Consider the following 26318-nt stretch of genomic DNA (forward strand, 5'->3'; position numbering starts at 1 on the left):
TGGGTTAAATACCAAAAACGTCTTGTGAGTTCTGGGTGGTAATCGCTGCTATTTCCTCTTCGGAAACATCATAAATATCGGCTAGTTTTGCTACTACATTTACAATATAACTGCTTTCATTTCGCTTTCCGCGATACGGAATTGGAGCTAAATAGGGCGAATCGGTTTCGAGAACAATATGTTTTAAATCGATCTGGTTTAGGAACTGATCTATTTTTCCGTTTTTAAAAGTCGCCACACCACCGATTCCGAGTTTCATATTATAGGATATGGCCTGTAAAGCCTGTTCGTGTGTTCCGGTAAAACAATGGAAAATTCCAAACAGGTCTTCTGATTTTTCTTCTTCCAGAATTTCAAAAATCTCATTGAAAGCTTCACGGCAATGGATTACGATGGGCAGTTTATACTGTTTCGCTAACTGAATTTGTTTCCTAAAAGCAAATTGCTGCTCTGCCAGATGTGTTTTGTCCCAATACAGATCAATTCCGATTTCACCAACGGCATAAAATTTCCTTTTGGCCAATTCGGTTTCAACATGTTGCAACTCGTCCAGGTAATTTTCTTTCACGTAAGTGGGATGCAGACCCATCATCAAAAATACATTCTCAGGATAATTTTTTTCGAGATCATACATAGACTGCGTTGCGGCAGCATCAATTGCGGGAATAAAAAAACGGGTTACTCCTGCATTTAGGGCTCTACGGATCATTTCATCGCGGTCCTGATCAAATTCTTCTGAGTATAAATGGGTGTGTGTATCGGTAATAATGGTTGTTGCGCTCAATGGGACTTATTTTTAAGAAGCCAAAATTACGACAATATTAAAAACTTTCCAATTGGAATGGTGAGGGCGGGAAATGGTACGCGGATGATACGGATTCACTTTGTGAAAACGCGGATTTGCACGGATTTTTCCTGGTTTATGGATGGTTTGTTTTTTGTGGATCCTTTTCTCGTGGGGAAGACAAATAAATCTCAAAATAAAAGCGAGGAATCCCTTTAAAGAAATTCCTCGCTTTCGAAATGAAAAACCATATATTGACCCGTTTATTCTAAATCTTTTAATAATAGCTGTACTTCTACATTATCTTCATAATCCTGCGGAATGGTAAGCAGGATTTTTTTGCAGCCGGCATAATCTTTTTGTTTCAATTTGCATAAAGCAAGATTCCAGGTGGCTTTATCTTTGTATACTGATGTTCCTGCTCTTAGCGCTTCAAAAACAGCTTTCGCTTTTGTATACTGGTTTTCTTCCAGTAAAGAAATGCCATAAAAAAGCTGAATTTCAGGTGTTTTTGATTCCTTAAGGATTTTCTCGAAAAGCGGAATTGCAGCTTTATAGTTGTGCGCGTTAAAAGCAGTTTCCGCCTGTTTTAAAGTGGTGTTTGCATTTCCTCTTTCGGTAAAATAAGCCTGTTCGTGCTGACTGAAATCTTCATAAACCGGATTTTTGCTATAATTAAAAAAGAACAATCCAATCAAAATCACTACAGAAGCTGCAACCGCATAATTCCACGGTTTTAAGGCAATTACTTTTGATTTGTCTTTATGGAAATGTTTGTCCGAGATCTTCATCAGATTTTCTTTGAACGCTTCTCTTTCTGCTGCTATTCCGAATTTATTTTCCAATTGCTGTTGTGCGGTTCTGAAAGCGGCAAATTCCGCAGCAAATTGCGGATCATCGGCTATTTGTTTTTCAAAATTCGCTTTTTCATCAATAGTCAGTTCGCCCTCCAGGTATTGATCGAATAATATATAGCGTTCTTCGTTCATGACTAATTATTTTTTAGAGATTTAAAGTTTTTGGTTTCCTGAATCCACTGCGTCAACTGGCCAATGCATAACGATTTCTTTTTACGGACATATCCATAGGTTACATTGAGCTTTTCAGCGACTTCTTCCATCGATTTAATTTCAAAACTCAGCTTTAATAACTCCTGACATTTGTCTCCTAATTTCTGGAACATGGTATCAAAAAGTTGTTGTTTTTCATTAAATTCTTCGGTTTGCTCTACCAATTCATGAGCAGATTCACTTATAGATCCCGCATCTTCATTAATTGTTACCCCTTTATTGGCTGTTTTTTTCAATTCATTCAGCCACTTCCTTTTGCACAACAGGAAAAAATAAGCATCAAACGGACAGGTCAGTTCCAGCGTATTGGCTTTGGCCTGATTGAACAGCAGTATCATTACTTCCTGAACAACATCCTGCGCCTGATCCTGATTACCGGAATTGTTCCTGATATAGTAAACAACTTTCGGAACAAACTTTTTATAAATCTCCTGAATTATAATCGAATTATTGGCAGCAAGTCCTTCGATATATTTTTGGTCGGAATGAATTTTAGTTTTGGCCATAAAACAGCTTTTTAAAAAGCTAATGTAAAAAGAATCTGAAAATAATTTTAAAAACAAGGGTAACAATTCTAAAATCAGATGGATATAACGAAACAGGAATCTTTTAAAACAATTCAAAAAATTAAGAGAAATGGAAAGTTATCCCCTTATAAACGAAAAAAATCTGGATCGTTTTCACAAAATGCTTTTGGCAAAAAAACGAAACGGTTTTGTAATTATCGAACATAATGAAAAATTGCCTTATGCGGTTTTATCCAAAGAGAAAAAAGAAATCAATCATCCCTTTCATTTATTTCTTACGGTGATCACATTGGGTCTCTGGTCGATCGTCTGGATTTATTTGATCGTATCACTTTCACGAAAGAAAGAAATCCTGGTCGCATTGGATGAAGATGGAAATGTTTTTGAAGAAAAGTGCCTTTCGAAATAAAATGCAAAAAAAAATAAAAAAGAAGGGTAACAAAATTTCACCGCAATTGATCTGCTTCTATAAACCTGAAATAAATTAAAAAACAGGGGTAACAATTTCCCCGCAGTAGACATATATTATTAAATAACTATTAAAACTGAATATCATGAAAACAAATTTTAAAACAATCGGACTATTATTATTCGCTATAACGACATTGGTAAGCTGTGACAACAGCGATGGCGACAACACCAACGATTCAATCCTGCCTCCAACTTCGGCAGCTTTCAAAGGAATCACCGAAAAAGGAATTAAAAGAAACACGCAGAACTTTACTGTAACGGCAGGAAACGGAGTGGTGAGTTTCACTTCTGCAAAAGGGGTAAAAGTAAACATCAACGGAGACTGTTTAACCAAAAACGGAACTCCTGTAACCGGAGCCGTAAATATCGAATATATCGAGCTTTTTGACAAAGGAAATATGCTGATTACCAACAAACCAACCATGGGAATTACTGCAGACGGAAAGAAAAACTTATTGATTTCCGGTGGTGAATTTTTCATCAAAGCTACCCAGGGCGGTGTTGAACTTCAAACTTCCTGTTATATGAATATGTTAGTTCCCGCAACTTTAACCGATGGTGTAGACAACGCGATGACCTTATGGACAGGTGCTATCAATGAAGCCGGAGAACTGGCCTGGAGAGAAGCGAAAGCCGGTGCAGATGGCGGTAACGGAAAAGGCGGTGTACAGGGGGAAGGAAACAATTATTATGTGACTTTTGGAAATTTTGGATGGACGAACGTGGACCGTTTTTACAGCGATCCAAGACCAAAAACAACTATTCTCGTAGACGTTCCGGAAGGTTTCGACAACAACAACAGTGCGGTTTATTTGTCTTATGATGGTGAAGGAACAAACGCACTGGCTAAATTGGATACTTATACAGCAGCAGGATTATTTAGCGAACACTACGGACAAATCCCGATTGGACTGGCTTGCCACGTGATTTTTGCAACCGAAGATAATGGTCAATGGCGTTACGCAATCAAAGGGGTGACAGTGGCTGCCGGAGACATTTATACTTTCACACTTGCTGAAACAACAGTCGGCACAGAAGCTCAACTGATAGCGGCAGTTAATGCTATTCAGTAACTTACAAAATACTTTTTAAGAAAAAGTGGTGATTTGCTCATCACTTTTTTTTACATTTAATCCAGTTTTCAAAATAATTCTGATGATTTTCAGAAGCTAATCCTGCTATCCGTTACAATCTTTTATGCCTCCCGATAGCTATAGGGGCCGGCAAAAAAGGATTTCCACTATTAGCAGGGCTAAAAAAGTATCTAGTTATGAAACCACTATCATCTATTTTCTTTCTTCTATTTTCTATAATCTCTTTCTCGCAAACCAAAGTAAAAGACACCATAACCCGAAGAGCCCATATTGTTTTTATCCAAAACGGAAATGCCGTTACCTATAAACCCGAGACGCCGCCACTAATTCCGATTGCGGGGGCACCAAAACCAAGTTATTCGTATTTATGGGAACTGGGAGACGGCCATTACAGTAAAGAAGCGGAGCCGAAACATGTCTATAAAACCAAAGGGAATTATACCACACGACTTGCCGTAACCAACAATTACGACAACGGAAAACCTCCGGCTACACGGCCGAAAAAGGTCGCTGTAAATGAGATCACCGATACAAATTATAAAGACATCGCATCGATAGCAGACCAAAACGGATTTGCGATCTTAAAAAACTGCGACCCCATTCCGGATCAGGAAATGGTAGTTGTAGTGAGTTACCAAAATCTGGAAAATTATGTGTCCAGCGGTAAACTGTATTTGTTCTATAACGAGAAACAATTCAAAAACAATAATTTCGAATTAGTTGATTTCAGGACGTATGCCAATGAAAGAGAAGTAAAAGAAAATACGGTCGCTGCCGTTGACGATCTGGACGATACTAAATCATACCTGGCTGCTGCCGAAAATACTTTCAAAATCAAAAAATACAGGAATACCACTACCGAGGAAGATCTCGATGCTTCATTAGCAGACGCCAACAAAACCTATCATAATGTTTCTGTCCTGGAATTTGATGATGCCAATCCCGGGGAAACCCGTAACCTTTTTTACACTTTCAAAACAACGCCCGAAATGATCAAAGATACCAGCGCAACGGTCACCATGCGCGGAATTTTTGTTCCCAGCCGAAGTTATAAAAACCATAAGATAAAAAACCTCGAGATGGAAATTGTAACGTCTCATGATCCCAACAAAATGGGTTCTAACGGAAGTTTTATGAATTACAGGCTAGTACGTTTTAAAAGGGTAAATTTCAAAACCCGTTTCCAAAACAATGGTGAAGGACCGGCAAGAATGATTCGACTTGAAACGGATGTTCCGGACATGTTTGACAAGAAAACATTTCAGATCGAAGATATGTATCCCAAATGTCCGATTTGCCCGAAAGACGAGGAACCCACCGTAAGTTGTTTAGATACGATCATTAAAAAGAACCAGATCTTTTTTACGTTTAAAAATATCTATTTACCGGGAAGCGAGCAAAAAAATGTACACGAAAAAGACAGTACAAAAGGGTTCGTAAAATATTCCATGAAGTTTGCCGAGGATTTCCATAAAGTAAAAACCCGAAGCCGGACTGCCATCATTTTCGACAAAAACGAACCTATCATTACCAATTATGCGACTACCCGATTTTTACCGGGAATCTCCATCGGGGCAAAAGCAGGTTACAATTTATATCCGGATTTAGAAAATTCGACCAGTTATTTTGTGGGCGCGACGATTTCACCATTTAAATCGTATCGCTTTTACTGGCAGGCGGAATGGCTGAACAGTGTCAATAAATACGATAGTGCCACTAACGTAATTGATGAAGTGGTTGTAAATCCGAATGGCGTAAAACAACGGCAACGTACTACTACAAGTACGGAAAATAAAAGTGTGAATTGGGAGGTACCGGTGCTGATTCGGTACAATATCAATAATTACATCGGAGTTGGTGCCGGTTTGCAGGCCAATTTCAATGTTTCCCAAGAGCAAAATCAAACTATAAAAATTGAATCTTTTGAAGGTGATTCAGAAAAATTTATAATCAACACCAGAACTGCTTCTAATGCGGTCAAAAGTTCCTTTGCAGATTTTAAAACCGGATTGTTATTCGATCTGACGGTTGGTGCGGCGAGAATCGGTCCGAGTCTGGGGGCGCGATATGTGATTAATTTCGAACAGAATTTCAATTATTTTCAGTTTTACGGAATCTGGAAATTTTGATGTTTTTCACCCTAGTTATGTAAGTACATTTAAGTTTTTCGTTTTATAAATTTCAAACGAATTATAATCTTAAGTTATTTAACTTTCATGGTTTATTTGGTGAGCCAAACAAAGCAACTTTTATATGAACTTACATCACTTATATGGTTTACTCCTGCTTTTTGTAAATCTTAATGTTTTGGGACAGCATCAGGAAGATCAAATATATCACGCGATTGATGTTTTTGTTACGAACCCTTCGGCGAAAGCGCTGCAAAATTTAACGAATACAGAAACACAATTCTGGAAAAACCCAAAGCCCAAAACCAAAGAGGCCTTGCTGGCCATTGTGGTTTTAAATTGCAATAAAGCGTATTATGAAAATCAATTTGGGCAGTTGGAAAAAGCAATTAAAAGCTACGAAAAAGCCTGGCTGTTGTACCAAAAACATCATTTTAAAGGCTACGATATTATCGAATACTGCCTGAAACCTTTAGGCAATCTGTATACCCTTCTCGGTGATTATGACAATGCCGAAAATACCATCAAACAGTATTACTTCATTGCCGATCAGGAGAAAAATGAACCTCAGAAAGTAGCGGCAATTCTTAATTTATCGAATGTGTATCAAAACACGGGAAATCTTTACAAAGCAATTGATTTACTTGAAAATACAATTCAAACCGAAAAGTTAACTCCAACTCAAAAAGGTATTTTATTAAACAATTTAGGTGCTAATTATTTCCTGACGACCAAAAGTTTTTTAGGGAAAACAACTGCTTTTGAGAAGGCCGAAAGTGCTTTTCTCAAAGCCGTTTTACTATTAAAAAAGGATCCTTCGCAAGCAGAGACTTTATCTAATTCGTATCGAAATTTAGCCAAACTAAAAATAGAACAAAATGATCTGGCCAACGCTTCGGACTATTTTGAGAAAGCCAAAACAGCGTTCCGTAAAACTTCCGCTCAGGAACCCCGCAAAAAAGCACAATTGTATTATGAAGCTGCTTTTCTTTCTTTCAGACAGGCAAACATAAAAGAGGCCAACCAAAATATTATTAGTGTTTTTAAAACACTCCTTCCGGATTATACGGATTCCAAAAGTATACTGCCCAATCAGAATTCACTTTATGCGGAAACGGTTTTATTGGACGCTTTAGATTTACAGGCAGCGTTATACCTGACGAAAAACCAACCCAAAAATGCGTTGAAAAGTTTTGCCCTTTCGTTTCATATTGAAGAATTGTTTCAGTCGCTTCTGGTGTATGAAAATTCTAAAATCGTGACGCAAATCCGAAATCGAAACCGAACCGAAAAGTGTCTTTCGATTTATTATTCCCTTTATGAAAAAGAGAAAAAGACAGCTTATATCGAAAGCGCCTTTCTGCTTTCGGAACAAACCAAATCGGTGGTTTTAAAAAGCCATTTAAATAACAATGCCAATCGATCCAGAGAAGAAAAACTTATGCTGCAACAGCTTCAGAATTGGAATACCGTTATAATAAAAGAACAGCAAAAGCTGGAACGGGCCAATATTTCTAAAATCAATGAAGCCATAAAAAAACAAAATGAGCTGATGCTGCTTCTTAAAAAAAGCAAGAGTGAAAACAAAGAAACCGTCCATGATTTTGATCTGCAGCAATTATATGACAAATCAGAACAGGATCATGCGGTACTAGTAGAGTATTTTCTGGGCTCGGATTGCATTTATAATTTTACGGTTGAAAACAATACAATTCACCTTTATTATATTTCCCTTGAAGGCACCGGTTTTACCAGCCTGATGGAATTTATCCGTTTTTTTAATGATCCGAATGCGATTACTGATAATCCACAAAATTACAATCGTCTTGGGAGCCGCATTTATAAAAACCTAAAAATTCCTTCCTCCGCAAAGTACAAAAAACTCATCATTATTCCGGATGGCATTTTGAGTTTTCTGCCTTTTGAAGCTTTAATCACAAAAGAATCCACTACGACTAATTTTGCTAAAATGCATTATCTGGTAAATGATTTTAATGTGGCGTATAACAATTCTGTTTCTTTTTATTTGAATTCAGTTCCATTTTCCAAAACTAAAAAAACGGTTCTTGGAATTTTTCCTATTTTCGAAAATACCGATTTTGCCCTGACTTTTTCCAGGAATGAATTACAGTCTATAAAGAAGAATTTCGACGGTCAGTTTTTCGAAAACAAGGCGGCTACTTTTTCTAATTTTAAAAAGAATGCACTGCATTATTCGATTTTACATCTGAGTACACACGCTTCTTCCGGTGATTTGGAAACTCCGGCAAGCATTAAATTCTACGATCAGGAAATCCTGTACTCTGAATTGTACAACCTTCATATCAATCCGGATTTGGTGGTTTTAAGTGCTTGTGAAACCGGAATAGGAAAATTATACAAAGCAGAGGGCGCCATGAGTGTTGCAAGAGGTTTTCAGTTTGCCGGCGCGCAAAATTTATTATTTTCATTATGGAAAGTAAACGATTTTACGACTTCTGTTTTTATGGATGATTTTTATACCAACCTCAAAAAGGATCACTCTTATTTTGAAGCAAATGCCAGGGCTAAACGTGATTTCCTACAAGACCCGAATATTCCCAATGCCAAGAAATCACCTTATTACTGGAGTGCCTTTGTCTATTACGGGAGTATTGCCCCGGCTGAAAAATCTTCTCATTATATCGTATATATCATTAGTATTTTGACTCTAATTGGTTTATTTTTGATTTTCAATCCTTATCAGAAATGGAAGATCTTCATAAAGTCCTTAAAAAAGAAAAATACCGAAAAGTAAAATTTAAGATTACCAAAACCCAGCATTTATTAATTAAGGCAAAGATCAATGGTGTTTCAGGAAATTTCATTTTAGATACCGGCGCTTCCAATACCTGTATTGGTTTTGAAAGTATTGGGTATTTTGAATTATCCGCCAAAAAGTCTAAAACCAAAGCTTCCGGTGCTGGCGCAACGGGCATGGAAACGCAGATTTCTTCGCACAATCATTTACAGCTCGGAAGCTGGAAAAATACCGATTTCAATTTAGTCATTTTTGATCTTTCCCATGTCAATGAGGCTTTAAAGTCCTACAAGGCAAAAGCAGTACACGGTATTATCGGTGCTGATGTTTTGCTTGAAGGAAAAGCCATTATTGATTATTACAATCATTATGTCTATCTGCAATAAAAAAATTTATTCCTTACTTTCTGTATTGGAAACTGCATGTTTTTTTAATGAAAAATAAGCCACTACAGTACTCAGCAATATCAAAATACCTCCTAAAATAAAAGGTGATCCGGCAAATTTAAAAGGGGCATCATCATGGGTAAAAAAGTAAAAGGTGTTTGCCATCATTGGCGGCCCAATAATCGCAGACGCACTCATTAAACTCGTTAAGGTTCCCTGAATTTCTCCCTGCTCGCTAGGCGATACTTTACTGGCTACAACAGATTGTAATGCTGGTCCGGCAATTCCGCCAAGACAATACGGAATTAAAAATACAAACATCATCCAGCTTTCTGTTGCAAAGGCAAACAGCAACATTCCGATAGTATACAAGGCCAATCCGATATAAATACTTTTTTCGTTTCCTAATTTTGGATTGATCCAGCGAACCAGACCTCCCTGTACAACTCCCACCAATAAACCAATTATTCCTAAGGAGATTCCGATCATTCGTTCGTCCCAGTTAAACTGATAAATGGTAAAGAAGCTCCAATTGCTTTGAACTGCATGTGATCCAACGTACAATAGGAATATCGCCGAAATTAATCCGATCAGTGTTGGGTGCTTTTTCAGTCCGAGAATAGCGCCAACAGGATTTGCCCTTTTCCAATTAAAGGGCCTGCGGTTTTCTTTTTTCAGGGATTCGGGTAAAATGAAAAATCCATATAAAAAATTGACCATGCACAAAATTGCTGCTGCATAAAAAGGAACTCTTGAGCCATATTGTCCCAATAAACCGCCAATAACCGGCCCTATGATAAATCCTAATCCAAAAGCTGCCCCAATCAGACCAAAGTTTTTGGCCCTGTTTTCGGGTGTGCTGACATCAGCAATATAAGCCGATGCTGTTGTAATACTCGCTCCGGTTACTCCTGCAATAATTCTTCCTATAAACAACCATAAGATTGTAGGAGCAAAAGCCAGCAAAAGATAATCTAATGAAAATCCGAAAAGTGAAATTAGGATAATGGGCCTTCTCCCGTATTTATCACTCAGGTTACCAATTACAGGTGCAAACACAAATTGGGTTATGGCATAAGCAAAAGTCAGCCAGCCACCTATTTTTGCCGCTTCGCTGATATCGCCATGAATTAATTCTTCTATTAATTTTGGAATTACGGGTATAATAATCCCCCATCCGGTAATATCAATTAACATGGTTATGAAAATAAAACCAATCGCCGCAGACTTATCTTTTTGTAGCATAAACTTTATAATATAAGGTGATACAAATAAACATCTTTTTTAATTAACAATAAAAAAAATCCCAAATTCCAATTTAAGGAATCTGGGATTTTGGATTTTTTGAAATTCCTCTCCTGGGATCTGGAACTTCAATATTGAAAATTAAAACTATTTAGTGTGTATGTTTCGGATTAAAACCGTCTTCGCTTAATTCTTTGTGCTCATAATCAGCCACCATTTCAGCTTCGTAATCGATTTTTTCTCCTTTAGATAATCTGCGGATGATTCCTTCCATGATCTGGTAGATTACAGGAACAACAATCAGGGTCAGGAATAACGAAGAAATCAATCCTCCGATAATTACCCACGCCAAACCATTTTTCCATTCCGCTCCGGCTCCGGATGCTAATGCAATTGGGAACATACCGAATACCATCGCAATTGTTGTCATCAAAATCGGACGCAAACGAGCGTGATTTGCCTGAATTAACGCTGTTCTGATTGATTCTCCGGCAGCTCTTCGCTGATTGGTATAATCGACAAGCATGATCGCATTCTTACACACCAGACCAATCAACATGATGATCCCTAAAATGGTAAAAATATTCAAGGAGTTATTCGTCAGGGCTAATGCTAATAAAGCACCGATAAACGATAATGGAATTGCAAACAATACCACAAACGGGTGAACGAAACTGTCATACAAACTCACCATTACCAGGTATACCAAAATAATAGCGGCTAATAAAGCAATTCCTAAAGTACCAAATCCTTCCGATTGGTTCTCCTGGTCACCACCCCAGATATAGTTTACACCAGCCGGTTTTTTCAGTTTGTCTAATTTTGCCTGCCATTGTGTTACAATTGTTCCGGATGGAACCCCAACATTTTGCCCTTTTACCGTTACCGAAGCAGATTTATCTCTTCGCTCTAACTGGCTAGGTCCTGAACCTTCTGTAATATCAGCAAACTGCGATAATTTAATTTGTTGTCCTGAAGCATTGATGAAAATCAAACTACTCACATCCGTAATACTTTTTCTGTCGAAGGCATTGTATCGGATGTTGATATCGTACTCGTATTCTCCGGCTCTGTATTTACCATCTGTATTTCCGCTAAATGCAGTCTGCATGGTTAAACCAACGGTTTGAAGTGTTAATCCTAAAGCGGCCATTTTATCACGGTCTACTTTAACATTTACCTCTGGATTTCCGTCTTCAACAGTTAATTTAATCTCTGTTGTTCCGGGAATCGTGCGCAGTTCAGCTTCTGCTAATTTAGCAAATGCCATAGCACTTTCTGTAGAAGGTCCTGTTACAATTAATCCTAAGGTAGCATCTTCAGCAGTACCTAAGATACCTACGGGAACTGTTTTTACTTTTGCTCCAACCAATACTTTTTCAAGCTTACGTTTTATTTTAGCAGCATAGACATTGGCATCATCTGTACGATCTTTTTGTTCAATCATTTTTACGTCAATCTCTGCTTTGTAAGCTGTAGCCTGCGATGCTCCAAAACCTTCACTGGTTTGTCCTACCGTTGTAATCTGGCTGTGCACATATTCCTGAGATTTTAAATAGGCTTCGGCTTTTTGCGTCATGAAGTTGGTTTGTTCTAACGAAGCATCTTTTGGCATTTCGATCTGAACTAAGAACTCACCACTATCAGAAGATGCGAAAAATTCTCCTCCAATAAAGCCTCCCAATCCGAAGATTGATCCAAAGAACAAGATTAGTACCAAAACAATTGTTTTGCCATAATTGTCCAGACACCAGGTTAACAATTCAGAAATCCAGTTGGTGAAACGTGTTAGATAGCTTTCGAAACCAAGAATAATTCTTCCGAATAAATTTTTTCCTTCAATGTGTTCCAGTTTACCATAACGGGATGATAACCATGGGATAATAGTAAATGAAGCTAAAAGTGATAATAAAGTTGAAATAATTACCGTAACACAAAATTGTGTAATAATATTAGAAACTAAACCGGAACTCATTGCAATAGGCAGGAACACTACCACAATTACCAATGTAATCGAAGTTACCGTTCCTCCAATTTCAGCGGTTCCGTCATAGGATGCCCGAATCCTGCTTTTACCCATCTCCATATGTCGGTAAATATTCTCGAGGACCACAATCGCATCATCGACCAGAATACCGACGACCAGAGATAACCCCAATAAACTCATTAAGTTCAGGGTATACCCCATTAAATAAATACCAATAAAAGTAGCAATCAGGGATGCCGGAATAGAAACCATTACAATCAGAGAGTTTCTAATACTGTGCAGGAAGAACAACATTACAAGAGCCACCAGCACTACCGCGATCAATAAATCGTGAACTACAGAATCTGCCGCTTCAAGCGTAAAGATGGTACTGTCTTTTGCAACTTCTAATTTTAAGTGGTTTTTTTCATAATCTTTTTCAAGAATTGCGATTGTTTTCAGCAACTGCTCACTTACGGCCACCGCATTGGCATCAGATTGTTTTACAATTTGTAAAACGATAGCACTTTTTTGATCTACACGTGATATTTTCTCAGCAATTTTCTGAGTGTCCTGAACATCTGCAATATCACTTAAACGAACCTGAATTCCGTTTTGAGACGAAACTACTAAGTTTCTTAATTCTGTAACATTTTTATATTTACCCGCTAAACGAATTAATATTTTCTGATCACGGGTCTGGATGTTTCCGGTTGGGAAATCCAGATTGGAAGTCAGAATAGTTTGTTGTACCTGCGGAACAGATAATCCGTAACCCTGCATTTTTACAGCATCAAGATTCACCTGAATTTCACGTTCCGATCCACCAATAATATTTACCTGAGCCACACCCTGCACACGGGATAAAATAGGTGCAATTTTTTTGTCAATTAAGTCATAAAAAGCTGCTTCGTCCATTTTTCCGTTGGCACCAAGCGTCATAATTGGTAAATCACTCAGCGAGAATTTGGTCAGCGCCGGCGTTTTTACATCATCAGGCAAATCGGAAATTATCGCATTTATTTTACGCTGTGCATCATTCAGGGAGAAATCGACCTTCGCATTTGAGGTCAGTGTAATCGAAACAATAGACAAACTTTCGTACGACTTCGAGTCAATTTTTTTAACGTTCTCTAAGGACGCAATCGCATCTTCAATTTTTTTGGTTACCGTGTTTTCTACCTCACTCGGAGAAGCTCCGGGATAAACAGTAGAAATTGTAATAACGTTTTGTTCAAATTTAGGGATCAGCTCATAACCTAACTGGCTGTAACTGAACAATCCACCAAGAATCAGAATCGTAAACAATACGATTACTAACGACGGACGTTTTATGGATATTTCGGCTAATTTCATATATTTTGCTTTAGGCTGTAGGCTTTAGGCAATAAGCTTAATGCTTATGGCGTATTGCTTAATGCTTTAAATTATTTAATAATTTCTACTGTATTACCGTCTTGTAAGTTAATCTGACCTGTAACAATTACAGTTTCTCCATCAGATAATCCATTGATGATTTCTACCTGATCTCCTAAAATTCTTCCGGCAGTTACTTTTCTTAATTTTGCGATCCCTTTTTCAACTACAAAGATTTCGTTACTGCTCACACTTCCTACGAAAGCATTACGCGGTACAACCATCAGATTTTGTTTTTGTTGTTTTGAGCCAAAGTTTGCTGTTCCGTACATACCTGCTTTCAAATCATTATCTGAGTTGTTTGCGATTTCAATTTCAACAGGAAAGTTTAAGCTTTCGTCTGCTTTTGCAGCAATAAAAGTAATTTTTCCGGAAAAAGTTTTATCAGGATATACACTTGCTGTAATGTTTACGGTGTTTCCTAATTTTAAACTGGCCACCTGGCTTTCGTTTACGGTAACTTTCAATTTTAATTTAGAAACATTTACAATATCAAACAATGCTGTTGCCGGCATTCCTGCTAAAATAGATCCTGGTTCAATATATTTTTTATTGATAAATCCGTTTATTGGTGCTTTTACTTTAGTATCACCCACATTAATATTGGCTTGTGTCAGGCTGGACTGCGCATTTGTTAAGGCTAATTTTGCCTGATCCAATTGTTGTTTTGTAACTCCGCCTGTTTTGAAAGCATTTTCATATCGTGCATAATCTGCTTTTGCATTTTGATAAACGGCTTGTGCCTGTTGCGCGCTCACATTAATTACATCACCTCTCACGGTCAATAAAGTCTGTCCTACTCTTACGTAATCTCCTTCTTTGGCCAGAACGCTGATTACTTTTCCTGATTTTTCAGCAGAGAAAGTTAATTCCTGAATCGGTTCAAAGTTTCCGTTTGCCACAAAACTCAATGAAATTTCTTCTGTTTTTACGGCGGCTACTTTTACGGAGACTGCTGCGTTTTTCTCGGCAACAATATCTGTTTTCGCCTTATTTTCCTTCTTATTATTATTTAAGACATATCCAATTACACCTAATGCTGCAATTATGATTACGATAGTTATAATAGTTTTCTTCATTTTGTTTCTAGTTATTTAATAAGAGTTTTTAGTTCGCCTTTTGATTTGATTAATGCTACCTCTGCGATTTTATAATTCAGGACAGCTCTGGTATAATTGTTTTGTGCTTCCAGTGATGCATTTTCAGAATCTAATAAATCTGTTAATGATGCTAATCCCTGAAGATAATTGTTTTTGGTATTGTCTAAAATTTCTTTAGCCAGTCGCATGTTTTCTTTTTGATTCTCGATCGTTACAAGATTATCGTCAATCTGAGCGATGGCATTTCTGTAATCCAGATCAAGAGAAAGTTTCGTGTCTTTCATATCTTCCTGAAGTGATCTGATCTGAACATCTGCCTGTCTTACTTTGGCACGGGTTCCGAAACCTGTGAAGATTGGTACATGTAAGTTTAATCCGATTGCAGAGTAATCTGACCAGTACACCCCGTCTTTTGGTTTTGCAAACCAGGGAAATTCAGGTCCCTGACCAATATAATTGTAACCTGCTGTTAATGAAAGTGTAGGGTAATATCCTGCTTCAACGGCTTTCTTGTTGTACACTAAAAGTTCTTCCTGTTTTTTCAGAAGCAGGTATTCTGTTCTGTTTTCCACATTAGCCTGTTCTGTTAAAGCGGCTGGAATAACTTCAAATTCTTCTTTTGGCATATCGATCTCAGTTTCAATAGGCATACCCATATAAAACTTCAACGCATTTTCCTGTAAGGTAATCTGGTTTTTAATCTGCTGGCGTTCCGTGTCAATATTTGACATCTTAACCACAATACGGTCCAGGTCAATTTTTTTAGCCAGACCATTATCAAACTGCCCTTTTACGATATCACGGACTTTAGTTGTGTTGACGTAATTGCTGTCTAATAATGTCAATCTTTCTTTTTGTACAAATACAGAATAGTAGTTGTTTGCCACTCTTTCAATAACCTGTTCTTCTGTTAATTGATTGTTGATCTGATAAAACTCACGTGTTGATTTTGCTGCTTTTAAACCTGTAAAAACAGACTGATCAAAGATGGCCTGAGTTAAAGAAACACCCGCAGTTGAAGTCCATTTTTGACCAAATGCTGCCTGAATTGTTGTTCCCGGAGCACCAAAACCTGCTCCGTCAATTACTGTTGTCTGGATAACCGGATTGTAGGTTAGGTTTCCGTTTGCAGAAATTTGAGGTAATGCTCTTGAGCGTACTTCCTGAATTTTATACTCGCTGTTTTCAACCTCTAATTTCGATTTCTTAGCATCGGCTTTGTTCTGAAGCGCGTAGGTAAGAGCATCTTTTAAGGTTAGTGTTTTAACTTGTGCACTGACACTTAAGCCAATAGAACACAAAAATATAAGAATTATTCTTTTCATAGATTGATGATTAAATAGTAATTTTTTTAAGTTGTTTTTCTAATTCCAGTATTCCTTTTTCGGTTGCCATAGCTCTTGTATGGTATTCGAGTGCTTCTAATTCTATTTTTTGTGCTTCTCTTTCCGAAACCGTAGTTTCATTAATATGAAAAATTAAAGTGTAATAAAATTTCACATACAAGTCTATATTCAGCTCCGGTCTATACAGATTCTCACGAATACCTTTTAAAATATTATCTGTAAAATAATGATTGCACTGGTCTATTTCGTGAGTCATTATATTTTGATAAATGTCAGGATAGTGTTTTTTTAACTGATAAAGAGGCGAAGTATCGGTTGCATTTTTAAACATATCGCGAAACATTTCTCTAATTTCAAAATTCTCGTGAATGGCATTGTAATTTTTGGCTACAACAGAATCAATGACTTCATGTACCTGCTTGTGAACTGCCGATGTACTTTCTTCAATCAAAACTTCTTTATTACAGAAGTACTTGTAAATCGTTTTTTTCGAAATACACATTTCTCCTGCGATATCATCCATTGTAACACTCTTAAAACCAAGCTTTAAAAATAATTCACTTGCTTTTGATATAATTTTCTCTTTCATGTTAATTTTCAAATTGCATTACAAATATAAATCGGAAACTTTATTGGCTAAAAACAGTTTCCATTATATTTGTAATAATTTTATATTAATTTGGTCATTGTAAGAATTATATGCAGAATTCTAAATTCGCAATAAGTTTCATATCTTTTCCTAATGCCAGACCTCCATTATGGTTAAAGGAATTATAATCTAAGCCAAAGTCCTGTCTTTTGATATTTCCGGTGATTTCAAAAGCCACCTTCTTTTTACCATCATAAGAATTAATACCAATAAACTCAGCATCCAGTTCTACAACCTTAGTCACATCTTTTATCGTCAGGTCTCCCTTAAAAAAATTGATGTTGTTATTGACCTTCTGAAATGAAGTTGATTTAAAACTAATGATTGGATGCTCATTTACATTAAACAGGTCATTCAGCTGCAAATGCGTGTCAATTTGCTGAAAGCTGTCATATTTGTTGTTTATATCTAAAGAAAATTCAACAGAAGCATCTTCAATTTCATTGTCTTCAATATTCACATAACCGTCAAATTTATTTTCAGTTCCTCCTAAATAGGCAATTATCGAATGTCTCATTTTAATTAAAACATCTGACTGGCTAGAATCAATGGTCCATGTTGTTCTCATAAATATCTGATTTTACTGAGTTTATTAATCACTCAAACTTTTTCATGGAAACTTTTTCAGTGTTGCGGGTTTCCAAATAAAAATGCAAATATAAACAGGAAACTCTAAACACCAAGAAAGTTTCCAAGTTTTTTCAAAAAAACTTTTAACATCTTATAAATGAGCAGTCCGTAAATCAATTTTTACCGCACAATTCCTTTTAAAATTTAGCGACCAATATTCATAATTGAATTGTATCTTTGAGCTTCGTAAATCAGAATTTCACTTTATGCACGATATTAGTCAGTACCAGGATTTCTTTATTAGTTATTTAAAAAGCCAGAGCATCAATAAAGAGCCAAAAAATCTTTATGAACCTATGGAATACATTTTAGGTCTTGGCGGAAAACGGATGCGTCCGGTACTAACATTAATGTCGGCAGAAGTTTTTAATACCGATTATAAAAAAGCCCTTCCTGCGGCAATGGCAGTAGAAGTTTTTCATAACTTTTCTTTAGTTCACGATGATATTATGGACGACGCCCCTTTGCGAAGAGGAAAAGTAACCGTGCATGAAAAATGGAACATCAATACCGGAATTTTATCCGGTGACGCCATGCTAATCCTGGCGTATCAATATTTTGAGCAATACGAACCTGCCGTTTTCAGGGACCTCGCAAAATTGTTCAGCAAAACGGCCCTGGAAGTTTGCGAAGGCCAGCAATGGGATGTTGATTTTGAAGAAAGAACCAATGTTACCATTCCGGAATACCTGAAAATGATCGAATACAAAACAGCCGTTTTAGTCGCTGCTGCCATGAAAATGGGCGCTATTGTAGCGGAGACTTCTGAAAAGGAAGCTGATTTAATTTATGATTTCGGACTTAATCTGGGACTAGCTTTTCAGCTTCAGGATGATTACCTGGATGCCTTTGGGGATCCGGAAACTTTTGGAAAACAAGTGGGCGGTGATATTATAGAAAATAAAAAAACTTATTTATATCTGAAATCATTAGAGTTTTCTAATCCTGACAAAGCCTTACAACTGGAAAATTTATTTCATTTACAACTGGAGGACAATTCAGCTAAAATTGAAACTGCAAAAGCTATTTTTAACGAATCAGGAGCCTCAAAAGCAACACAGGAAGCGATAGAAATGTATACCCTGAAAGCTTTTGAAACACTGGAAAAAATGGCCATTTCTGAAGAAAAAAAGAAAATCCTGAAAACCTTTGGAGAAAATCTGATGGGAAGAACGGTTTAATATTCCGTGCAATTTTCAGATAGAAATCTACAATCATAAATCAGCAACCTAAAATAAAAATCAATGTTTGTAGCCCCAAAAAACGCAGATTCGCTATTAGTTGAAGCTCAGTCCGAAGCTTTGTATCTCAAACTGATTGAGCAGATTAACAAAGATTTTAATCTGGCCAATGAAGGAATAGATTTTCCCCTGAGTATTTCTCCTGAAGAACTAAAAATTCAGCTGCACGAAAAAATCTACCGTATGATTCAGTATAAATTTGCCGAATATCTGAATCTCCTTTACATCATTGACGTCTCCGAAAGCGAAATAAAAAAACTGGACGGATCCGATTTGGTGATTCTTGCCGAACAGGTTTCTTTTTTGATTTTAAAAAGAGAATGGCAGAAAGTTTGGTTTCGGAATAACTATTGATTAAAAAAAATCAGCCATATTTGTAACACATTTATAAACTTATGAAAAAACTATTACTTTTTATATTTCTGTCAGTTCTATTTTCGTGTTCACAAGACACATCTCCGGAAACACCAGCTGCTGAAATTATTCCTTTATCTGCAACATTTACACAAGTAAACGTAGCAGTGTATAATGGCAACACAGGATCTGTTACTATAAAACCAACCGGAGGCACACCTCCCTACACCATAACTCCATCACAAACGGGTCTGACTGCGAAAAATTACACTTTTACTATTACAGACAGCAAAGGCCTTACGACAACTATAAATGCAACGATTACGCAGCCTGCCAAACCTGTATTGCCACAATCTTCATTGCTTAAAGCTGCCATAAGAAACATCAACAAAGCTTCCGTAAGTGGAAAAACCAAAGTTGTAAAACGCGTCATAAAGTCGGTTGAATATGAAAAAAGCAAATACATAACAGATCCTTCCTCTGATTTTTCAGCAACTGACAATTTATATTCTTCAGAAGAAGATGCCCTGAATACAAACACACCAAAAGGTGACATAAGAACCTATTCCTACAATGCCTCAGGCCAGCTGACACAAATAAGCGTCGTAAGAGCTCCCGGATCAATGGGAGAATCAGGAATTGAATCATCCTATGAATACGATAGCGATGGTAACGTTATAAACAGCAACACTCCATATACCTATGAAAACGGATTAATAACTCAAGTTTCAAAAGATGGATATGTAACGAAATACACCTACGACACCGAAGGTCGCGTTATACATCGCCAAGGACAATTGAATGCCTCTGTTTTTGAATATACAAATGATGAAGTGAAAGAAACCAGATACGAAGTTACTGGCTCAGGAGAAATCCCGAACGGCAGAGTGGTAATCACAAAATACGATAAGACTAAAGCCGGCATTTACAACAACGAACCTTATTACAAAATAGCAACCACTTTTTCTACATTGCTGGGGCAAACGGTACCAAATCCCTATTTACATATTATTGAACAAAAAATAATAGATAACGGGTCATTATCAATGTCACAATCCTATAAGTATTTTTATGATGTCGACGGATATTTAATAAAAGTTGACGATGGTGCTTATGTAACTATTTATCAGTATGAGTAGATGAAAGGTTCTGAGTTACTGAGGTTCTAAGGTGCTAAGTTTTTTTTCGGAAATGTCATTTAGCAATTTCGACTTTTAAAATTTCATGCTTTGTTTTTCCATAAGTAATTTTTACCGACAGACCATTTTTAAAAACACGATTATTCGTTTTACTAAAACGATTAAAACGACCAAGCAATGCGTCATCGTATTCAAATTCAACAGAATCGACAACGAAACTTTCAATTGTAACTCTTCCTCTTCTATTTGCTGGTTTTATACTTTCGAAATCTGAAATTAAGCCTTCAACAGTTAAAATATGGGATGATTTTAGATAATTTTGAATTCTTTCTTCCGTAGTCTCTTTTGTGAAAAATTTCAAATAAGAAAAAACAGTAAAAGAGAATAGAAAAATTATTCCTGTGGTCCACAATAATATTAATTTTTCATAATCTCCATTTTGTTTTTTATATCGCTTGATAATAACCCATAAAATAATAGATAAAAGGGTAATCCAAAGAAAAACCTCAAACGACTTTATAGAATTTGTAGGCAAGTCAGAAATAGACCAATAAGTATAATAATTCATTTAATCTATTTTTCACAATTCAAAACCTTAGAACCTCTGCATCTCAGAACCTCTGCACCTCTAAATCAAAAATAAACCCTCACAAAAGGCATAAACCCGGATCCGTAAAGGCTTCTGTCCGGATCAAACAAAACATCATAACGCGCTCCAACGGTAACACTTCCGGTTCGGTAACCTGCTCCCAAATAAAGGGCAGTATTCCAGTAATTATCAGAAAATGCAGGCCTGAAATTATTCGATTCATAATCTGTGTTTACACGCACCTGTTCTAATTCGGCAGAGAGCTGAATCTCCGGAATCGGATTCACCAATCCAACGATGCTTCCGCCGTAAACAAAAGAACTATAGTAGTTTTTGGAAGATAAATAGCCAAATTGCAAACCGACACCAACGGCTACGATTTCATTAATATTATAAATAGCGCTTGGCATGACAGAAATATCTGTATAACCCGAACCAATCCCTAAACCAAGACCACCGCCAAACTGAACCCTGTCCCAAAAATCAGGGTTGTTATCTATGACATAGTTTTGTTGTGTCTGACTAACAGCCAGATTTGAAAACAAGAACATCAAAATCACAAAAAATGATTTGAAAACGATTGAAAAATGATTTTCCTTCATGGTTATCTCTAGTTTTAACAAATTTTTACGTAAAAGTACGTAAAAAAAGGATTTAAATAAATGCGATTGTTGTACTTTTGCCATTCTATTTAACAAAAAGTATATTCACTAATATTATGGATAGGTTTTCATTTTTAAATGCAGCGCATACAGAGTTTTTCGCACAATTATACGATCAATATTTAGTAAATCCGGATAGCGTTGAGCCAAGCTGGAGAAGCTTTTTTCAGGGTTTTGACTTTGGAATGACAACTTATAATGACGAAAATCCTGTTCAACAAATCGTTGAATTTGCCTCGAACAACACAGATTACAGTCAGGTTTCTGAAAAGTTACAAAAAGAATTTAATGTATTAAAGTTAATTGACGGATACCGTACCCGTGGACATTTGTTTACCAAAACAAACCCGGTTCGTGATCGTAGAATTTCATCTCCTAATCTGGATATTGAAAATTTTGGTCTGTCCAATGCTGATCTATCTACTATTTTTGATGCTGCTAAAGTGATCGGAGTAGCACCGTGTTCTTTACAGGACATTATAACGCGTCTGCAATCTATTTACTGCCAGCATATTGGTATTGAATACATGTACATTCGAAACCCAGGCGTTGTAAAATGGATTCAGGATAAATTAGCTGTAAATGTAAACCAGCCTAACTTTTCCGGTGATGAAAAGAAAATCATCTTAGAAAAATTAAACGAGGCCGTTTCTTTCGAAAACTTTTTACATACCAAATATGTAGGTCAGAAGAGATTTTCATTAGAAGGTGGAGAAACCATTATCCCGGCTCTTGACGCTTTAATCGAAAAAGCTGCCGAAAAAGGGGTTGAACAATTTGTAATGGGAATGGCACACCGGGGCCGTCTGAACGTTTTAGCCAATATCTTTGGTAAATCTACTCAGGATATCTTTGGTGAATTTGACGGTAAAGATTACGATCAGGAATACTTTGATGGTGACGTAAAATACCACTTAGGACTTACTGCTGACAAGAAAACAAGAACAGGAAAAAATATCAATATCAATTTAGCACCAAACCCCTCTCACTTAGAAACAGTTGGAGCCGTAATTGAAGGTATTACCCGCGCAAAACAAGATAAATATTACGCTGATGATTTCTCAAAAGTATTACCTATTGCCGTTCACGGTGATGCTGCAATCGCAGGTCAGGGTATTTTGTATGAAATTATTCAAATGGCACAGCTTGACGGATACAAAACCGGAGGAACTATTCATATTGTCATCAACAATCAGGTTGGATTTACGACCAATTACTTAGACGCACGTTCTTCTACTTATTGTACAGACGTTGCCAAAGTTACACTTTCACCGGTATTACACGTAAATGCCGATGATGCTGAAGCCGTTGTTCACGCAGTTTCATTTGCATTAGATTACAGAATGGAATTTGGCCGTGATGTATTTATTGACTTATTAGGATACAGAAAATACGGTCACAACGAAGGTGATGAGCCTCGTTTTACACAACCGGTTTTATATAAAATCATCGCAAAACATAAGAATCCAAGAGACATCTATGCAGAGAAATTATTGTCTGATGGTGTGATTGATGCAACTTATGTAAACGCCTTGGAAAAAGAATACAAATCGAATATGGAGGAGAATTTAGAAGCTTCCCGTAAAAAAGATTTGACGATTATAACACCATTCATGAAAAACGAATGGGAAGGATTTGTTCAGGTAACTGATACCCAAATGCTTCAGAAAGTGGACACTACTTTTGATAAAAATGGCCTGGATTCTATTATAAACACCATCTCAACGCTGCCATCAGATAAGAAGTTCATCAACAAAATAACTAAAATTGTTACGGATAGAAAAACCGGATACGATAATAACACTATTGACTGGGGAACTGCCGAAGCATTGGCCTACGGTTCTCTTTTGACGGAAGGATTCGATATCCGTATTTCTGGTCAGGACGTAGAACGCGGTACCTTCTCTCACCGTCATGCTGTTGTTAAAGTAGAAGATTCTGAAGAAGAAGTAATTTTACTGGACGCTATCGAAAACAAAAAAGGAAAATTCGGAGTATTCAATTCCCTTTTATCTGAATATGGAGTTCTTGGTTTTGATTACGGATATGCCTTGACTAATCCAAAAGCACTGACCATCTGGGAAGCACAATTTGGAGATTTCTCTAACGGAGCCCAAATTATGATTGACCAGTACATTTCCTGTGGTGAAGATAAATGGAACAATCAAAACGGTATTGTTTTATTATTACCTCACGGTTATGAAGGTCAGGGAGCAGAACACTCTTCTGCCAGAATGGAGCGTTACTTACAGCTTTGTGCAAGACAAAATATGTACGTTGCAGATTGTACTACGCCTGCCAACTTTTTCCACTTGTTAAGAAGACAAATGAAAACGAATTTCCGTAAACCTTTGGTAGTTTTCTCTCCAAAAAGTTTATTACGTGATCCAAGATGCGTTTCTACAGTAGAAGAATTGGCAAATGGAAGTTTCCAGGAAACAATAGACGATGCAACAGTAAACAAGAAAGAGGTAAAAACATTAGTTTTCTGTACCGGTAAATTCTACTACGACATTGTTGCCGAAAGAGAAAACAACGGAAGAAATGACGTTGCGGTTGTTCGTATTGAGCAATTGTTCCCATTACCAACAGAACAGTTAAAAGAAATTATTGCACAATATCCAAATGCCGACGATTATGTGTGGGCACAGGAAGAGCCTAAAAACATGGGAGCCTACAGCTTTATGTTAATGAACTTTGATCTTGTAAAATGGAGATTAGCTTCACTAAAAGCTTACGCAGCCCCGGCAGCAGGAAGTTATACAAGAGCAAAACGTCGTCATGCAGATGCGATCAGAATGGTATTCGATAAAAATTTATTCAGATAGGTTATGAAAAAAATACTAATTCTGTTTTTTGCAATAGTATGGATTACAGGTTATTCACAGGAATTAAAAAAACCAAGTGAAGGGAAAGCAATCGTTTACTTCGTGAGATCTACAGGAGCGGGAGCTTTAATAAATTTTAAATATTTCGATGGAGAAAAATATTTAGGTAAATTCAACTACGGCAAATATTTGGTTTACGAATGTGAACCAGGCAAGCATGTCTTTTGGTCCCGTTCGGAAAATACAGACTTTATTAATGCAGAACTTGATCCCGGAAAAGTTTATATAATTGATTCCGAAGGTCAAATGGGGTTTATAAAAGCAGCAGTAGCATTAGTGCCCTTTAATCCTAATCCGGGAAATTACAAAACACCCAAGAAATTTGAAAAAAAGAAGGCTGCAATCTTAAAATCAATTTCAGAAAATAAAGAATATATTGCAACAGATGTCGATTTAAAAGAAGGTGCCCAGGAATACGAAAGCATCATTAAAAACTCGATAGAAAAATACACCAAATTAACAGCAAAAGGAGAAGTGTTTTTAAAATTGCTTCCTTACATGTCATACAACAATTAGTTAACATATAAAATTACAAAAGATGATTTTAGAAATGAAAGTCCCATCACCAGGGGAATCAATAAAAGAAGTTGAAATTGCAACTTGGTTAGTAAAAGACGGAGATTATGTAGAAAAAGATCAGGCTATTGCCGAAGTTGATTCAGACAAAGCAACTCTTGAACTACCGGCTGAAATGAGCGGAATTATTACGCTTAAAGCAGAAGAAGGTGATGCAGTTGCTGTAGGAGCTGTAGTTTGTTTAATTGATACTGATGGCGTAAAACCCGGAGGTGATGCTCCGGCAGCAGAAGCTCCAAAAACGGAAGCCAAAGCTGAAGCACCTAAAGCAGAAGTAAAAGCTGAGACGCCAAAACCAGCTCCGGTTCAAGCTCCGGCAGCTACAAGTTATGCCTCGGGAACTCCATCTCCGGCAGCAAGAAAAATATTAGACGAAAAAAATATAGCGCCGTCAACAATTTCAGGAACTGGTAAAGACGGAAGAATTACAAAAGATGATGCTGTAAACGCAGTACCTTCTATGGGAACTCCAACCGGAGGAAGCCGTGGAAGTGAGCGTACAAAATTATCAATGTTGCGTCGTAAGGTAGCCGAGCGTTTAGTTGCCGCTAAAAACGAAACAGCCATGTTAACGACTTTCAATGAAGTTAACATGACGCCGATCAACCAGATTCGTAATGAGTACAAAGATGCATTCAAAGCAAAACATGGCGGACTTGGTTTAGGTTTTATGTCTTTCTTTACAAAAGCAGTTACAAGAGCATTACAATTGTATCCGGATGTGAATTCAATGATGGATGGTGATTATAAAATTGCATATGATTTTGCTGATATCTCGATCGCAGTTTCCGGACCAAAAGGATTAATGGTTCCTGTTGTTCGTAATGCTGAATTGTTAACTTTCCGTGGAATTGAAGCTGAAATTAAAAGATTGGCGCTTAGAGCACGTGACGGTCAAATTACTGTTGACGATATGACCGGAGGAACTTTTACCATTACAAACGGCGGTGTTTTTGGAAGTATGTTAAGTACGCCAATTATCAACCCTCCTCAATCAGGAATTTTAGGAATGCATAATATTATTGAGCGTCCGATTGCTGTAAATGGTAAAGTGGAAATTCACCCAATGATGTACGTTGCCCTTTCTTATGACCACAGAATTATCGATGGCCGTGAGTCTGTTGGTTTCTTAGTTGCCGTAAAAGAAGCGTTAGAAAATCCTTTAGAATTATTAATGAATGGTGATGCTAAACGTGCTTTAGAATTGTAGTTCTTAATAATTTTCTTAACATACCAAAACCTGTTCAATCATTTGAGCAGGTTTTTTTTTCTTAATA

Annotated in this window: 22 protein-coding genes; 11 read left to right on the top strand and 11 right to left on the bottom strand. The window is 36.9% G+C overall.

The window, feature by feature from the left end:
- Nucleotides 1-4 precede the first annotated feature (4 nt).
- From EV142_RS02485 to EV142_RS02495, 3 genes are all read right to left on the bottom strand, one after another.
- Nucleotides 5-784: a TatD family hydrolase gene (locus EV142_RS02485; protein WP_132032372.1), complete on the bottom strand. Its 780-nt coding sequence runs from the start codon at nucleotides 782-784 to the stop codon at nucleotides 5-7.
- A 263-nt stretch (nucleotides 785-1047) separates the two neighbouring features.
- Complete coding sequence (locus tag EV142_RS02490; RefSeq protein WP_132032374.1) at nucleotides 1048-1773, bottom strand: tetratricopeptide repeat protein; 726 nt, start codon at nucleotides 1771-1773, stop codon at nucleotides 1048-1050.
- 2 nt (nucleotides 1774-1775) lie between these two features.
- Nucleotides 1776-2360: an RNA polymerase sigma factor gene (locus tag EV142_RS02495; RefSeq protein ID WP_132032376.1), complete on the bottom strand. Its 585-nt coding sequence runs from the start codon at nucleotides 2358-2360 to the stop codon at nucleotides 1776-1778.
- 130 nt (nucleotides 2361-2490) lie between these two features.
- On the opposite strand from EV142_RS02495, the gene EV142_RS02500 reads away from it, so the two are divergent.
- The 5 genes from EV142_RS02500 to EV142_RS02520 all read left to right on the top strand — a co-directional run bounded on the left by EV142_RS02500 (nucleotide 2491) and on the right by EV142_RS02520 (nucleotide 9240).
- Entirely contained in the window at nucleotides 2491-2790 is a 300-nt protein-coding gene (locus tag EV142_RS02500) for a DUF4234 domain-containing protein (protein ID WP_132032378.1), read from the top strand.
- A gap of 145 nt (nucleotides 2791-2935) precedes the next feature.
- The gene (locus EV142_RS02505) at nucleotides 2936-3925 is read left to right on the top strand and encodes a hypothetical protein (protein ID WP_132032380.1); all 990 of its coding nucleotides are present in this window, start codon (nucleotides 2936-2938) and stop codon (nucleotides 3923-3925) included.
- A gap of 197 nt (nucleotides 3926-4122) precedes the next feature.
- The gene (locus tag EV142_RS02510; protein WP_132032382.1) at nucleotides 4123-6075 is read left to right on the top strand and encodes a DUF7849 domain-containing protein; all 1953 of its coding nucleotides are present in this window, start codon (nucleotides 4123-4125) and stop codon (nucleotides 6073-6075) included.
- A gap of 124 nt (nucleotides 6076-6199) precedes the next feature.
- Nucleotides 6200-8851 carry a CHAT domain-containing protein gene (locus EV142_RS02515; protein WP_132032384.1) on the top strand — a complete coding sequence of 884 codons (2652 nt, stop codon included), beginning with the start codon at nucleotides 6200-6202 and terminating at the stop codon, nucleotides 8849-8851.
- The gene (locus EV142_RS02520) at nucleotides 8803-9240 is read left to right on the top strand and encodes a retropepsin-like aspartic protease (RefSeq protein ID WP_132032386.1); all 438 of its coding nucleotides are present in this window, start codon (nucleotides 8803-8805) and stop codon (nucleotides 9238-9240) included. The genes EV142_RS02515 and EV142_RS02520 overlap by 49 nt, the downstream gene beginning before the upstream one ends.
- 6 nt (nucleotides 9241-9246) lie before the next feature.
- On the opposite strand, the gene EV142_RS02525 is transcribed toward EV142_RS02520, so the two are convergent.
- From EV142_RS02525 to EV142_RS02550, 6 genes are all read right to left on the bottom strand, one after another.
- Nucleotides 9247-10485 carry a TCR/Tet family MFS transporter gene (locus EV142_RS02525; protein WP_132032388.1) on the bottom strand — a complete coding sequence of 413 codons (1239 nt, stop codon included), beginning with the start codon at nucleotides 10483-10485 and terminating at the stop codon, nucleotides 9247-9249.
- Nucleotides 10486-10636: 151 nt separating this feature from the next.
- A complete protein-coding gene (locus EV142_RS02530) occupies nucleotides 10637-13807 on the bottom strand; it encodes an efflux RND transporter permease subunit (RefSeq protein WP_132032390.1) in 3171 nt (1056 codons plus the stop codon).
- A 71-nt stretch (nucleotides 13808-13878) separates the two neighbouring features.
- Nucleotides 13879-14946, bottom strand: coding sequence for an efflux RND transporter periplasmic adaptor subunit (locus tag EV142_RS02535; RefSeq protein ID WP_132032392.1), 1068 nt, complete (start codon nucleotides 14944-14946; stop codon nucleotides 13879-13881).
- Nucleotides 14947-14957: 11 nt separating this feature from the next.
- Nucleotides 14958-16292 carry a TolC family protein gene (locus tag EV142_RS02540; protein ID WP_132032394.1) on the bottom strand — a complete coding sequence of 445 codons (1335 nt, stop codon included), beginning with the start codon at nucleotides 16290-16292 and terminating at the stop codon, nucleotides 14958-14960.
- Nucleotides 16293-16302: 10 nt separating this feature from the next.
- Nucleotides 16303-16902, bottom strand: coding sequence for a TetR/AcrR family transcriptional regulator (locus EV142_RS02545; protein WP_132032396.1), 600 nt, complete (start codon nucleotides 16900-16902; stop codon nucleotides 16303-16305).
- Between the two features lie 106 nt (nucleotides 16903-17008).
- Nucleotides 17009-17530, bottom strand: coding sequence for a YceI family protein (locus EV142_RS02550; RefSeq protein ID WP_132032398.1), 522 nt, complete (start codon nucleotides 17528-17530; stop codon nucleotides 17009-17011).
- Nucleotides 17531-17798: 268 nt separating this feature from the next.
- Here EV142_RS02550 and EV142_RS02555 point away from each other — a divergent pair, with 268 nt between their 5' ends.
- The 3 genes from EV142_RS02555 to EV142_RS02565 all read left to right on the top strand — a co-directional run bounded on the left by EV142_RS02555 (nucleotide 17799) and on the right by EV142_RS02565 (nucleotide 20326).
- The gene (locus EV142_RS02555; RefSeq protein WP_132032400.1) at nucleotides 17799-18773 is read left to right on the top strand and encodes a polyprenyl synthetase family protein; all 975 of its coding nucleotides are present in this window, start codon (nucleotides 17799-17801) and stop codon (nucleotides 18771-18773) included.
- A 63-nt stretch (nucleotides 18774-18836) separates the two neighbouring features.
- On the top strand, nucleotides 18837-19187 hold the full coding sequence (locus EV142_RS02560) for a hypothetical protein (RefSeq protein ID WP_132032402.1): 351 nt from the start codon (nucleotides 18837-18839) through the stop codon (nucleotides 19185-19187).
- A 41-nt stretch (nucleotides 19188-19228) separates the two neighbouring features.
- A complete protein-coding gene (locus EV142_RS02565; protein ID WP_132032404.1) occupies nucleotides 19229-20326 on the top strand; it encodes a SprB repeat-containing protein in 1098 nt (365 codons plus the stop codon).
- A 55-nt stretch (nucleotides 20327-20381) separates the two neighbouring features.
- Here the strand turns inward: EV142_RS02565 and EV142_RS02570 are convergent, their stop codons facing one another.
- Nucleotides 20382-20894 carry a hypothetical protein gene (locus EV142_RS02570; protein WP_132032405.1) on the bottom strand — a complete coding sequence of 171 codons (513 nt, stop codon included), beginning with the start codon at nucleotides 20892-20894 and terminating at the stop codon, nucleotides 20382-20384.
- Between the two features lie 65 nt (nucleotides 20895-20959).
- Nucleotides 20960-21517 (bottom strand): hypothetical protein, encoded by a 558-nt coding sequence (locus EV142_RS02575; RefSeq protein WP_132032407.1) that lies wholly within the window; start codon nucleotides 21515-21517, stop codon nucleotides 20960-20962.
- A gap of 116 nt (nucleotides 21518-21633) precedes the next feature.
- On the opposite strand from EV142_RS02575, the gene EV142_RS02580 reads away from it, so the two are divergent.
- Genes EV142_RS02580 through odhB form a run of 3 tightly spaced genes read left to right on the top strand, consistent with a single transcriptional unit; the run spans nucleotide 21634 to nucleotide 26251 of the window.
- Nucleotides 21634-24405, top strand: coding sequence for a 2-oxoglutarate dehydrogenase E1 component (locus EV142_RS02580; protein WP_132032409.1), 2772 nt, complete (start codon nucleotides 21634-21636; stop codon nucleotides 24403-24405).
- Between the two features lie 3 nt (nucleotides 24406-24408).
- On the top strand, nucleotides 24409-24981 hold the full coding sequence (locus EV142_RS02585; RefSeq protein WP_132032411.1) for a hypothetical protein: 573 nt from the start codon (nucleotides 24409-24411) through the stop codon (nucleotides 24979-24981).
- 22 nt (nucleotides 24982-25003) lie between these two features.
- Entirely contained in the window at nucleotides 25004-26251 is a 1248-nt protein-coding gene (gene odhB / locus EV142_RS02590) for a 2-oxoglutarate dehydrogenase complex dihydrolipoyllysine-residue succinyltransferase (protein ID WP_132032413.1), read from the top strand.
- The last annotated feature ends 67 nt before the right edge of the window (nucleotides 26252-26318 follow it).

Source organism: Flavobacterium circumlabens, from assembly GCF_004345565.1.
Lineage (GTDB): Bacteria > Bacteroidota > Bacteroidia > Flavobacteriales > Flavobacteriaceae > Flavobacterium > Flavobacterium circumlabens.

Coding starts and splice junctions, on each gene's coding strand:
- EV142_RS02505 (WP_132032380.1), top strand. CDS start 2,936: ATGAAAACAAATTTTAAAACAATCGGACTATTATTATTCGCTATAACG.
- EV142_RS02570 (WP_132032405.1), bottom strand. CDS start 20,894: ATGAATTATTATACTTATTGGTCTATTTCTGACTTGCCTACAAATTCT.
- EV142_RS02555 (WP_132032400.1), top strand. CDS start 17,799: ATGCACGATATTAGTCAGTACCAGGATTTCTTTATTAGTTATTTAAAA.
- EV142_RS02500 (WP_132032378.1), top strand. CDS start 2,491: ATGGAAAGTTATCCCCTTATAAACGAAAAAAATCTGGATCGTTTTCAC.
- EV142_RS02550 (WP_132032398.1), bottom strand. CDS start 17,530: ATGAGAACAACATGGACCATTGATTCTAGCCAGTCAGATGTTTTAATT.
- EV142_RS02535 (WP_132032392.1), bottom strand. CDS start 14,946: ATGAAGAAAACTATTATAACTATCGTAATCATAATTGCAGCATTAGGT.
- EV142_RS02575 (WP_132032407.1), bottom strand. CDS start 21,517: ATGAAGGAAAATCATTTTTCAATCGTTTTCAAATCATTTTTTGTGATT.
- EV142_RS02510 (WP_132032382.1), top strand. CDS start 4,123: ATGAAACCACTATCATCTATTTTCTTTCTTCTATTTTCTATAATCTCT.
- EV142_RS02525 (WP_132032388.1), bottom strand. CDS start 10,485: ATGCTACAAAAAGATAAGTCTGCGGCGATTGGTTTTATTTTCATAACC.
- EV142_RS02490 (WP_132032374.1), bottom strand. CDS start 1,773: ATGAACGAAGAACGCTATATATTATTCGATCAATACCTGGAGGGCGAA.
- EV142_RS02540 (WP_132032394.1), bottom strand. CDS start 16,292: ATGAAAAGAATAATTCTTATATTTTTGTGTTCTATTGGCTTAAGTGTC.
- EV142_RS02515 (WP_132032384.1), top strand. CDS start 6,200: ATGAACTTACATCACTTATATGGTTTACTCCTGCTTTTTGTAAATCTT.
- odhB (WP_132032413.1), top strand. CDS start 25,004: ATGATTTTAGAAATGAAAGTCCCATCACCAGGGGAATCAATAAAAGAA.
- EV142_RS02520 (WP_132032386.1), top strand. CDS start 8,803: ATGGAAGATCTTCATAAAGTCCTTAAAAAAGAAAAATACCGAAAAGTA.
- EV142_RS02545 (WP_132032396.1), bottom strand. CDS start 16,902: ATGAAAGAGAAAATTATATCAAAAGCAAGTGAATTATTTTTAAAGCTT.
- EV142_RS02560 (WP_132032402.1), top strand. CDS start 18,837: ATGTTTGTAGCCCCAAAAAACGCAGATTCGCTATTAGTTGAAGCTCAG.
- EV142_RS02580 (WP_132032409.1), top strand. CDS start 21,634: ATGGATAGGTTTTCATTTTTAAATGCAGCGCATACAGAGTTTTTCGCA.
- EV142_RS02495 (WP_132032376.1), bottom strand. CDS start 2,360: ATGGCCAAAACTAAAATTCATTCCGACCAAAAATATATCGAAGGACTT.
- EV142_RS02565 (WP_132032404.1), top strand. CDS start 19,229: ATGAAAAAACTATTACTTTTTATATTTCTGTCAGTTCTATTTTCGTGT.
- EV142_RS02530 (WP_132032390.1), bottom strand. CDS start 13,807: ATGAAATTAGCCGAAATATCCATAAAACGTCCGTCGTTAGTAATCGTA.
- EV142_RS02585 (WP_132032411.1), top strand. CDS start 24,409: ATGAAAAAAATACTAATTCTGTTTTTTGCAATAGTATGGATTACAGGT.